The organism is Pseudomonas sp. D(2018), from assembly GCF_005502555.1.
In the GTDB taxonomy this organism is placed as follows: domain Bacteria; phylum Pseudomonadota; class Gammaproteobacteria; order Pseudomonadales; family Pseudomonadaceae; genus Metapseudomonas; species Metapseudomonas resinovorans.
In genome coordinates this window covers 194,402-205,105 of record NZ_SCOK01000005.1, presented here as the reverse complement: position 1 = coordinate 205,105, position 10,704 = coordinate 194,402, and the positions used below count along the sequence as shown (strand labels likewise).

General features: G+C 61.8%; 8 protein-coding genes and 1 pseudogene. 2 read left to right on the top strand and 7 right to left on the bottom strand.

Annotated elements, in window-relative coordinates:
- Window positions 1-377: 377 nt before the first annotated feature.
- The 6 genes from FFS60_RS06400 to rfbB all read right to left on the bottom strand — a co-directional run bounded on the left by FFS60_RS06400 (window position 378) and on the right by rfbB (window position 7,032).
- Window positions 378-1,751 carry a sigma-54 dependent transcriptional regulator gene (locus FFS60_RS06400; protein ID WP_137821433.1) on the bottom strand — a complete coding sequence of 458 codons (1,374 nt, stop codon included), beginning with the start codon at window positions 1,749-1,751 and terminating at the stop codon, window positions 378-380.
- Window positions 1,748-3,559 (bottom strand): ATP-binding protein, encoded by a 1,812-nt coding sequence (locus FFS60_RS06395; RefSeq protein ID WP_137821432.1) that lies wholly within the window; start codon window positions 3,557-3,559, stop codon window positions 1,748-1,750. Before FFS60_RS06395 ends, FFS60_RS06400 begins: the two co-directional genes overlap by 4 nt.
- A 137-nt stretch (window positions 3,560-3,696) precedes the next feature.
- A complete protein-coding gene (gene rfbD, locus FFS60_RS06390) occupies window positions 3,697-4,560 on the bottom strand; it encodes a dTDP-4-dehydrorhamnose reductase (protein WP_137821431.1) in 864 nt (287 codons plus the stop codon).
- The gene (gene rfbC, locus FFS60_RS06385) at window positions 4,557-5,102 is read right to left on the bottom strand and encodes a dTDP-4-dehydrorhamnose 3,5-epimerase (protein WP_137821430.1); all 546 of its coding nucleotides are present in this window, start codon (window positions 5,100-5,102) and stop codon (window positions 4,557-4,559) included. Before rfbC ends, rfbD begins: the two co-directional genes overlap by 4 nt.
- The gene (gene rfbA, locus FFS60_RS06380) at window positions 5,099-5,971 is read right to left on the bottom strand and encodes a glucose-1-phosphate thymidylyltransferase RfbA (RefSeq protein ID WP_137821429.1); all 873 of its coding nucleotides are present in this window, start codon (window positions 5,969-5,971) and stop codon (window positions 5,099-5,101) included. The genes rfbC and rfbA overlap by 4 nt, the downstream gene beginning before the upstream one ends.
- Window positions 5,968-7,032 carry a dTDP-glucose 4,6-dehydratase gene (gene rfbB, locus FFS60_RS06375; RefSeq protein ID WP_137821428.1) on the bottom strand — a complete coding sequence of 355 codons (1,065 nt, stop codon included), beginning with the start codon at window positions 7,030-7,032 and terminating at the stop codon, window positions 5,968-5,970. Before rfbB ends, rfbA begins: the two co-directional genes overlap by 4 nt.
- Before the next feature lie 487 nt (window positions 7,033-7,519).
- On the opposite strand from rfbB, the gene FFS60_RS06365 reads away from it, so the two are divergent.
- Window positions 7,520-8,896 carry a site-specific integrase gene (locus tag FFS60_RS06365; RefSeq protein ID WP_137821427.1) on the top strand — a complete coding sequence of 459 codons (1,377 nt, stop codon included), beginning with the start codon at window positions 7,520-7,522 and terminating at the stop codon, window positions 8,894-8,896.
- A gap of 121 nt (window positions 8,897-9,017) precedes the next feature.
- Window positions 9,018-9,230, top strand: a pseudogene (locus FFS60_RS06360) (M24 family metallopeptidase); the annotation flags it as partial.
- An 89-nt stretch (window positions 9,231-9,319) separates the two neighbouring features.
- Here FFS60_RS06360 and FFS60_RS06355 read toward each other — a convergent pair.
- Window positions 9,320-10,702 carry a heavy metal sensor histidine kinase gene (locus FFS60_RS06355; RefSeq protein ID WP_171016491.1) on the bottom strand — a complete coding sequence of 461 codons (1,383 nt, stop codon included), beginning with the start codon at window positions 10,700-10,702 and terminating at the stop codon, window positions 9,320-9,322.
- Window positions 10,703-10,704: the final 2 nt, after the last annotated feature.

The following is a 10,704-nucleotide window of genomic DNA, read 5'->3' as shown; positions in this document are numbered from 1 at the left end:
CCAGGTCGAGTAACTGCTGCTGGAAAGACATAAAAAATCCGATGCCAGAGATCTGGCATCGGATTCTCGGGGAGCCTCGGCAACAGCTCAAATGCTTATGTGAACAGCATTACGGCGCAGGGCCGGGCTCGTTCGGACACCCGGCGGGTAGCCAGGTGTTGCCGCGGGCCAGTACCCGACGGCGATCATGAGAGGACCCCGTGGCTGGCTTGTGGCCAGGTCGGGGAGAGGTCAGGCACTTGCGGGCCCAGCCTCCTGACCCTGCACCAGGCAGGGATTGCGTCTCGAAGGGCAAGCCTTGTGCCATTGCGGCGAAACCGCTCTGTTTCGGGCTTTCGCGCCAGCGCGGATACGCCGGCTGAGCGGATTATTGCCGATCAATCCTGCTCGTCGGCGGGATTTCCGCCGCTGAAGCTGAGGTTGTGCTTGCGCAGCTTGTCCGAGAGGGTCTTGCGCGGCAGGCCAAGGGCTTCGGCCACGCTGCGCAGCGAGCCATGGGGGCGGGTCAGCTCGGCGGCGATCAGTGCGCGCTCGAAGGCTTCCACCTGTTCGCTGAGGCCACCGTCCACTTTCGGCAGGTCCACCGGCGTGTTGTCCAGGGCCAGGTCCAGGCCGAGGGCAAAGCGTTCCGCGGCGTTCTGCAGCTCGCGCACGTTGCCCGGCCAGGCGTGGGTCAGGAGCAGGGCGCGCTGGCTGCTGTCGAGGCTGCGCGGGGCCATCCCATGACGGCCGCGCGCTGCGTCGGCGAAGTGCTGGAACAACGTCAAGGCGTCTTCACCGCGTTCGCGCAGTGGCGGAATGCGCAGGCTGGCGACGTTCAGGCGGTAATAAAGGTCGGCGCGGAAGCGGCCCTGGTCGGCGGCCTGGCGCAGGTCTTCCTTGGTGGCGGCGATCACACGGATATCCAGGGGGATCAGCTGGTTGGCACCCAGGCGCTCCACCACGCGCTCCTGCAGCATGCGCAGCAGTTTGACCTGGACGTCCAGGCTCATGCTCTCGATTTCGTCGAGGAATACGGTGCCGCCGTTGGCGAACTCGAACTTGCCGATGCGGCGTTTCTGCGCACCGGTGAACGCGCCCTGCTCGTGGCCGAACAGCTCGCTCTCCACCACAGACTCGGCCAGGGCGCCGGCGTTGATGGCGACGAAGGGGCCATCACGGCGTGCCGACAAGTCGTGCAGGGCGCGCGCCACGACCTCCTTGCCGGCGCCGGTTTCGCCGAGGATGAGCACGTCCGCGTTGGTGGCGGCGAGGGCACCGATCTGTTCACGCAGGCGCTGCATGGCCGGCGACTGACCTACGAGACGGCCGCTGAGCTGTTGGCGATCGGACAGGGCCAGGCGCAGGCTGCGGTTCTCCAGCACCAGGCGGCGCAGATCCAGCGCGCGGCGCACGCTGTCCAGCAACTGGTCGCTGGGGAAGGGTTTTTCCAGGAAGTCGTAGGCGCCCGCACGCATGGCCTGCACCGCCAGCGGCACGTCGCCGTGGCCGGTGATCAGCAGGACCGGCAGGTCAGGGTCGCGCTCGCGCAGCTGGCGCAGCAACTCCAGGCCATCGATGCCGGGCATGCGGATATCGGTGACCACCACGCCGGGCCAGTCCTTTTCGATCTTCTCCGCCACACCTTGGGCGTCGCCCAGGGCCTGCACCTTGAGGCCGGCCAGGTCGAGGGTCTGGCTGAGGGCCTGGCGCAGGTGCGGGTCGTCATCGATCAGCAACACCTGGGTGCGGGCGTCTAGGGCGTTGGTCATGCAGAGAGGTCCTCGGGGGGCTGTGGGATGACGCCCGGAGCGGCGTTGCGCAGGCGCAGGGTCAGCAGGGCGCCGCCATCGGGGTGGTTGGCGAGCAGCAACTCGCCGCCGAGGGCGCGCATCAGGCTATCGCAGATGGCCAGGCCCAGGCCAAGGCCCTGAGCGCTGGTCTTGGTCGTGAAGAAGGGCTCGCGGGCATGGCGCAGGGCGTCTTCGGAGAACCCGGGGCCATTGTCGCGCAGGTGCAGCTCGACGCCCTCGGCCGTGGTTTCGGCGCTGAGCCAGATGCGCCGTGGCTGGGGCTTTTCCTTCAAGGCGTCGAGGGCATTGGCGAGCAGGTTGCCGAGCACCTGGCGCAGACGGGTTTCACCGGCCTGGACCCAGAGCGGTGCGTCAGGCAGGTCGCGGATCAGTTCCACGTCCATGGCGCGTCGGCGTTTGGCCAGCAGGGCCAAGGCGTCGTCCAGGGCGGGTTGCAGCGCGACACTCTCCGGCGCGTGCCGATCGCGACGGGCGAAGGCGCGCAGGTGGGCGATGATGGACGCCATCCGGCCGGTCAGCTCGCTGATCTGGCGCAGGTTGCCGCGTGCGTCGTCAAAGCGTTCGTGGTCCAGCAGGACGCCAGCGTTGTCGGCGTAGCTGCGGATGGCCGCCAGGGGTTGATTCAGCTCGTGGCTGATGCTCGCCGACATGGTGCCGAGCGCGGAGAGCTTGCTGGCCTGCACCAGTTCGTCCTGGGCGCGCACCAGCTCTTGCTGCGCCTGTTCACGCTCCAGCACTTCGTCCTTCAGCCGGCTGTTCAAGGCTTCGAGGTCCTGGGTGCGTTCCTGCACACGCATCTCCAGTTCGTGGCGGGCGCGGGCATCGAGGGCGATACGGTCGAGGTAGTGGCGGCGCCGTTGCATCATCAGGCCGAGCAGCAACAGCAGGGTCAGCAGGGTGGCGCCGCCGATGGCGACGGTGGTCGTCACCTGGCGATCCACCAATTGGCGCGGGGCGAGGATGCTGGCGGTCAGGCCGGTTTCCTGCAGTTCTCGGCTCTGGGTCATCCAGGCGTTGTCATCGAGCTTGAGCGGTGGCGGTGATTGCGTCGGATAGGGCTGGTTGGCGGCGATGGCAGCGCGCTCGGCATTGTCCAGCGATCGCGTGGCGTGGAAGCGCCAGTCGCTGCGCGAGGAGATGATCACCACGCCGTTGGCGTCAGTCACCATGAGCTGCTCCGGGGTATTGCCCCACAGCGTCTCGGCATCGTCCAGGTCCACCTTCACCACCAGGATGCCGATGATCCGTGCCCCATCGCGCACCGGACTGGCGAAGAAGTAACCGCGCTTGCGCGAGGTGGTTCCCAGGCCGAAGAAGCGACCCTGCTTGCCGGACAAGGCTTCGCGGAAGTAGGGGCGGAAGGTGAAGCTGCGGCCGACGAAGCTGTCTGACTGATCCCAGTTGGAGGAGCTCAGGGTGAGACCGGCAGGGCTCATCAGGTAGATCACGTCGGCCCCAGTATCCTTGCGGACTTCGGCCAGCACGCGATTGGCTTCGGCCTGCAGGGCCGCGCTGTCCGGTGCCGCCAGCAGATCGCGCAGCGGCGGCAGGTCGGCCAGGATGGGCGGCAGGACCTCGTAGCGGTGCAGAGTGCCCAGCAGGTTGGCGACGTAGAGGTCCAGGGTCTGGCGATTCTGTTCAGCCAGGGACTCGCTGTAGTAGCGCTCGCTGAAGTGCTGCAGCGGCCACAACAGTGGCGCCAACAGCAGCGCCAGCAGCACCAGGCTGCGCCAACGTGGGCGGTGGGGAGTGGGGATGGCAGTCATGCGGTCACTGTGCGCCGGTCGATGAAGCGCATTATGGCATCGCGGCAGCGGGCTGTTGCCAGGAAAGTCCCGCGCGGAGAAGGGGGGGAGCGCGCTTGCTGCGAAGATTCGCGAGCAAGCTCGCTCCTAGGTTGGCGTCAGCTTCTGCGTAGGCATTCCGCCAGGGCGACGCGCCAGTCTGGCAGGGCTACCTGCCAGTCCCGCTGCAGCTTGCTGCCGTCGAGTCGCGAATTGAGCGGGCGCTTCGCCGGCGTTGGGTACTCGCTGGAGGGGATGGCCACCAGGTGTGCGCAGGGCTTGCCGGCGGCCTTCAACTGCTCGGCAATGGCGCTGGCAAAACCGAACCAGGAGGTCTCTCCCTGATTGGTCAGGTGGTAGACGCCCCAGTGCTGGTTGCCCGCTTGCCACTGGTCCATCAGTTGGAGCGTGGCCTCGGCGATGCTGCCCGCCCAGGTCGGCGCGCCAACCTGGTCATCCACCACACGCAGCTCTTCGCGCTCCTGCAGCAGGCGCTGCATGGTGAGCAGAAAGTTGCGTCCGTGTAGGGAGTAAACCCAGCTGGTGCGCAGTATCAGGTGCTGGCCGCCGACCGCCTGGATTGCCTGTTCGCCGGCCAGTTTGCTGCTGCCATAAACACCCAGCGGATGGGTCGGGTCGTCCTCGCTGTACAGGCCGGCCTTGCTTCCGTCGTAGACGTAGTCGGTGGAGTAATGGAACAGCGGAATGCCGAGGGCGGCCGCTTCCTCAGCGAGTACGCCGGGGGCCGTGGCATTGATGGCGAAGGCGGCTTCCGGCTCGTTCTCAGCCTGGTCTACGGCGGTATAGGCGGCGGCGTTGATCAGCAGGTCGGGCGCCTGGGCACGCACGTGCTGGCGAACTCGCTCGGGATTGGCGAGGTCGAGCTGCTCGCGCCCAAGGGCAATGACTTCTGCCTTGCCGGCCAGGGCGAGCTGGAGTTCCTGAGCCACCTGGCCGTTGTTGCCTGTAATGAGGATCTTCATTCGAACAGGTCCGCGTCCTTGAAGTTGACGCCAGCCTTGTCCTTGGCGGACAGCTGTGGCGCTTCGGCGAGCGGCCAGTCGATTGCCAGGTCCGGGTCGTCCCAGCGGATGCAACGCTCGTGTTCGGGGGCGTAGTAGTCCGTTGTCTTGTAGAGGAACTCGGCGTACTCGCTCAGGACCACGAAGCCGTGGGCGAATCCTTCCGGAACCCAGAGTTGGCGCTTGTTATCGGCGGATAGCACGATGCCGGCCCATTTGCCAAAGTTCGGCGAGCTACGGCGCAGATCCACCACTACATCGAAGACCTCCCCCTGGGTTACCCGTACCAATTTCCCTTGGGGTTGCTGTAACTGGTAGTGAAGCCCGCGCAGAACTCCGCGCTGGGAGCGCGAATGGTTGTCCTGCACGAATTCACGTTTGATGCCGGTCGCTTCGGCAAAGGTGCGGGCGTTGAAGCTTTCATAGAAGAAGCCGCGTTCGTCGCCGAAGATTTTGGGTTCGAGGATGAGGACTTCGGGGATGGCGGTTGGAGTCGCTCTCACGCTTTCTCTCCTGCGATATCGAACAGGTACTGGCCGTAGCCGGTCTTGCCGAACGCCTTGGCACGGACCAGCAATTGCGCCTTGTCTATCCAACGGTTCTGGTAGGCGATCTCCTCCAGGCATGCCACCTTCAAACCTTGGCGGTGTTCGATGGTCTGGACGTACTGGGAGGCTTCCAGAAGGCTGTCGTGGGTTCCTGTATCCAACCAGGCAAAGCCACGGCCAAAGCGCTCCACGCGCAAATCACCCCGATGCAAGTAGGCGTTGTTTACGTCCGTGATTTCCAGCTCGCCGCGCGGGGATGGCTTCACCGCTTTGGCAATGCGAATCACGTCGTTGTCGTAGAAATACAGGCCGGTGACGGCATAACTCGATTTCGGCTTGGCGGGTTTCTCTTCGATCGAGACGGCACGACCGTCCTCATCGAACTCCACAACGCCAAAGCGTTCAGGATCCTTTACCCAATAACCGAAGACCGTGGCTCCGTTCGAGGACTGGGCGGCGCGCTTGAGCTTCTCGGTGAAGTGCTGCCCGTGGAAGATGTTGTCGCCCAGGATCAGGCAGACCGAATCCGTGCCGATGAATTCTTCACCGATCAGGAAGGCCTGGGCCAGGCCATCCGGGGAGGGTTGTTCGGCATAGCTGAACTGCACGCCGAACTGGCTGCCGTCGCCCAGAAGATTGCGGTATTGGGGCAGGTCCTGGGGCGTGGAGATGATCAGGATCTCGCGGATACCGGCAAGCATCAGTACCGAGAGCGGGTAGTAGATCATCGGCTTGTCGTAGATCGGCAGCAGCTGCTTGGAAACGCCCAGGGTAATGGGGTGCAGGCGGGTACCGGAGCCGCCGGCGAGGACTATCCCTTTCATTCGGACGCTCCCAGTCGTTCGCGTTGATAGCTGCCATCCTGGACACGATGGCTCCACTCCATATTGTCGAGGTACCAACGGACGGTTTTGCGCAGGCCGGTCTCGAAGGTTTCCTGGGGCGTCCAACCGAGCTCGCGCTCGATCTTGCTGGCGTCGATGGCGTAACGCACGTCGTGGCCTGGGCGGTCCTTGACGTAGGTGATCAGCTCTTCGAAGTGGGTGATTCCCGCCGGCTTCTGCGGCGCCAACTCTTCCAGCAGGGCACAGATGGCACGGACCACATCGAGGTTCTTCTGCTCATTGTGCCCGCCGATGTTATAGGTTTCGCCGACTTCGCCACGGGTGACGACTTCGAGCAGGGCCCGAGCGTGGTCCTCGACGAACAGCCAGTCGCGGACTTGCTGGCCATTGCCGTAAACCGGCAGCGGCTTGCCCTCCAGGGCATTGAGGATCATCAGCGGGATCAGCTTCTCAGGGAAGTGATAGGGGCCGTAGTTGTTCGAGCAATTGGTCAGCAGGACCGGCAGCCCGTAGGTGCGGTGCCAGGCGCGAACCAGATGGTCGGACGCGGCCTTGCTGGCCGAGTAGGGCGAACTCGGGGCATAGGGCGTGGTTTCGGTGAACAGGTCGTCCACGCCGTGCAGATCGCCGTACACCTCGTCCGTGGAAATGTGATGGAAGCGGAATGCCGCCCTGCGTACCTCATCCAGGCCCAGCCAATAGGCGCGTACGCTTTCCAGCAGGCTGTAGGTCCCGACGATGTTGGTCTGGATGAAAGCCGCCGGCCCGTCGATGGAGCGGTCGACATGGGATTCGGCGGCCAGGTGCATCACCGCATCGGGCTGGAAGCGAGTGAGCGCTTCGCCGACCGCCTGGCTGTCAGCAATGTCGGCCCGGAGGAACTGATAGCGCGGATTATCCGAGACCGAAGTCAGGGATTCGAGGTTGCCGGCGTAGGTCAGCTTGTCGAGGTTCAGTACCTCGTGCTGGGTCTCGGTCAGTAAGTGGCGAATGAGAGCTGAGCCAATGAAGCCGGCTCCACCGGTGACCAGGATGCGCATATTCCATGTCCTGAAGATTTTGAATGGCGCATAGCTTGTTGGCAGTGATGGGCTGATGCAAGTCCACCGGACAGAAATGCAACTTGGTTGTGCCGATTGGCTCGTGGAGCTTTGTGCTGAAAACAGGACGGATTGAAGCGGGTTGGAGCGGCGGCTTTGCTTCTAGTCAGGCGGTGTGGCCTTGCAAACAAAAAGGCCTCGCATCGCTGCGAGGCCTTCTTTTATATGGTGCCGGCACCAGGAATCGAACCCGGGACCTACTGATTACAAGTCATTGTCAAAGGCCTGTTGTATACAGGTCGTATGATGAAAATTGACAGGATTGACGAGTTGTAAATTCTTATATTTAAAGGATTTTAACGTGTTTACTGGCTTTCGAGGCTGAATATAACCCTTGTTTGTTTTTAGTCAAAACCCTACCCCGGCCCTACCCCAAGCGCTATAATCCCTACCCCAAACCTACCCCGGAAACGGTCAGGATTTCGGTATGACGACGCGCACGGCCATGAACGAACACACCCTCAAACGGCTCAAGTATGACCCCGCGAAAGGTCGTGTCGAATTCCTCGATCCCCCTATGCCCGGACACGGCACGTTCGGGGTCAGGGTCAACAAAACATGCAAAAGTTTCATCTTGCTGTACAGCTTTCATAACCATCCGCGCCGCCTGACCCTGGGCACTTACCCCGATTTGTCTCTCGCAGAAGCGCGCGCAAAAGCCATGCAGGCCGTTGAGCTCCTTAAGCAGGGCATTGATCCGGGGCAGAAGAAGATTGTCGAGTTGGTCGAGTACCGCACCAGTCCGACGTTCGAAGAGGCAGTTGTCAGCTACCTGGAGTGGGCTGAAAAGAACAAGAAATCGTGGCGTGAAGATGAGCGCATGCTGCGCAGCGAGTTTGTTCCGCACCTCGGTCGCACCAAGATCAGTGACGTCACACGTAAGCAGGTCATGGCGCTGCTGGATCACAAGGCCAAGACCGCCCCGGTACAAGCCAACCGTCTGCTCGCCGTGATCCGCAAGATGTTCAACTTCTGCGTTGATCGCGAGATTGTTCAAGCTACGCCCCTGGTGCAGATTAAGAGGGTGGCCAAGGAAACGCCACGGGAGCGCAGTCTCAATCGGCACGAGCTGGTGTGGTTCCTCCACCAGTTGGCCGGAGCCTCGCTGACGACCAACACGCGCTTTGCTCTGCTGCTGAGTCTGATGCTGGCGCAGCGCTCGGGGCGCGTTGTAGCGATGCGCTGGGTCGACTTTGACCTCGACGACCTGATCTGGGACCGCAGTGGCAAGTTCGAAAAGAACAACAACCCGATTGCTATTCCGCTTTCAGAGGATGTGCTGAGCATTCTGAAATATCTGCGCGAGCGGCAAATTCAGAAAGTGATGTCGAATGATCCTGATCGCTGGGTGAATAGTAAAAAGCTGCCCAGTCCTGGGCAGTACGTCTTTCCCGGGCGTTGGCCTACCAAGCCGCAGACGCAACCTTCGCTCAACCGCGCGATGCGCCGCTTCTACGATGACTACGTGAAGGATTCGGAGCGAGTTGAAGAGGAGAGCCTGTTACGTGTCGCGGACGGCTATCCGCGCCCAACCGTGCATGACTTGCGTCGCACGGCGACCACGCACATGTCCAAGCATGGTTTGGGCAAGGAAGTGCGCAGTCGCATCCTCAACCACAAGGACCTGTCGGTGGATGCAATCTATGACCGGTACTCGTACTTTGATGAAAAGGCAGAGGCGCTCCGGGGCTGGCATGTCTATCTGAAGGGGTTGCTACGGAAGGAGTTTGGTGACGTGGATTGGGTGGAGTTTTACGGGCGCCGCATGGAGGCTGTTACGCCTAGTGAAGACAATGAGGAATAAGTCCACGTCCTGAGCGCCGGCTTGCTGGTGCCTGAGCTCTGTGGCTGCTGGTTAATGGGTAGTCGTCATTAGCCTGAGCTGTCTCTCGATCCGGAGTGTGTGTCTACAGGTTTGATTTAAGCTGCGCGAAGGCATGGTCTTCACCATCGAACCCATGCTCAATCAAGGCAGAACCGAGGCCGACGGCTGGACGGTGGTAACCAGAGAGGGGGCGCTTTCCGCGCAGATCGAGCACACCGTCGCGGTGACTGCATCGGGTTTTTCAGTGCTGACATTGTGTCCAGATGAGGCGAGCATGCTGATCCGTTGCACGGATCAAGGTCTGGCCGGATAGCAGCCCTTAGTAACAGACTACTATCGGTCAGGAGCAGCCATCCAGCGCCTACAAGTTCTGGGTCGGTTTATACCCTCAGCCCCTATCAACTAGGGTGGGGAGAACCGAGGAAGCTCGATGTGGAAGCCTGTGAGGCCCTCTACCGAAGTGCACCAGATGCGGCCTTTGTGGGCCTCGATGATGGAGCGGGTGATGGCAAGGCCGAGGCCGGCATTGCTCGGGCTTCCCTCGCGCCGGGCGGGATCTACCCGGTAAAAGCGGTCAAAGAGTTTCTCCAGGTGCTCTGGAGCGATTGTGCCGCCCGGGTTCTCGATGCTGAGGCTGGTTGTGTCCGCTGTCTGGCGGATCCGCAGCGAAATCGTCTTCCCCTCCGGCGTATAGCGCAGGGCATTGGACAGCAGGTTTGAGATCGCACGATCAAGCATCAGCCTATCGCCACGCACTTGGCCTGTACCCGTTACAGAAAGTCGGATGTCGCGCTCTTCGGCCAGCAGGCGGTAGTACTCGGTCAGCTTGGCGGCAACGTCCGCCAGCTCGATGGCGGTTTGTTCCGGGACGATCAGGCCATTATCAGCCTTGGCCAAGAACAGCATGTCATCAATCATCCGAGACATGCGCTTCAAGTCCTCCAGGTTGGAGTACAGATTATCCTCATAGGCATTGATATCGCGTTTTTTACTCAGCACGACCTCGGTGTGGGTCATCAGATTGCTGACTGGAGTTCGTAGCTCGTGGGCAATGTCGGCCGAAAAATTGGAGAGCCTAACGAAGGCATCCTCTAGCCGAGCCAACATCGCATTGAAGGATAGAACCAGTTGCTGAAGTTCCCGCGGCACTGGTTCGAGAGGGATTCGTTCCTGTAACGAGCGAGCGGACATCCCGGAGGCCACATGAGTGACTTGCCGCAGAGGCCTAAGGCCGCTGCGAGCAACCACGCAGCCGAGCGCGGCACTGAACAGGGCACTGATGACCAATCCAATCCAGAACCATCGTTGCAGCGTGTCGAAAAAGTGTGTGTGATTGGTGACGTCAAGAATCAGCAAAGCTGTGAGCGGCTCAGCCTGATCGGCTACCGAGATTTGCGCCGTCATGCCGCGGTACATGTGTTGGCCGTTCTGCCACTCCCACATGCTCTGCTCATTTTCACGTCTGAAACGCTCTGGTACTTCGACTGCTCTGGGGTCGGAGAACAGTACAGAACCGTCACTGGCCAGGATAGTGGCCGCCAGATCCTGATGGGCTCCCAGCAAGGCTCGCAACTGCGGTAATTCTTCCGAAAGGCTCGCTTCACCGCGAGCATTGTTGAGGATATGTTTGGCGGATTCGAGTTTCTCCACCAGGGCCTGCCGATCCAGCATCTTGAAGTGGTGCTGGCTGAGCATATTGAAACTCAGCCCTGCTACCGTCAGGACTGCAATTACCGCGGACATGAACATCAGGCTCATGCGTGCTGTCAGCGAAAGGTGCTTCATAT

Excerpts from the sequence above, each read along its gene's own strand:
- FFS60_RS06400 (WP_137821433.1), bottom strand. The coding sequence starts at position 1,751 with ATGACCAACGCCCTAGACGCCCGCACCCAGGTGTTGCTGATCGATGAC.
- FFS60_RS06395 (WP_137821432.1), bottom strand. The coding sequence starts at position 3,559 with ATGACTGCCATCCCCACTCCCCACCGCCCACGTTGGCGCAGCCTGGTG.
- rfbD (WP_137821431.1), bottom strand. The coding sequence starts at position 4,560 with ATGAAGATCCTCATTACAGGCAACAACGGCCAGGTGGCTCAGGAACTC.
- rfbA (WP_137821429.1), bottom strand. The coding sequence starts at position 5,971 with ATGAAAGGGATAGTCCTCGCCGGCGGCTCCGGTACCCGCCTGCACCCC.
- rfbB (WP_137821428.1), bottom strand. The coding sequence starts at position 7,032 with ATGCGCATCCTGGTCACCGGTGGAGCCGGCTTCATTGGCTCAGCTCTC.
- FFS60_RS06365 (WP_137821427.1), top strand. The coding sequence starts at position 7,520 with ATGACGACGCGCACGGCCATGAACGAACACACCCTCAAACGGCTCAAG.
- FFS60_RS06355 (WP_171016491.1), bottom strand. The coding sequence starts at position 10,702 with ATGAAGCACCTTTCGCTGACAGCACGCATGAGCCTGATGTTCATGTCC.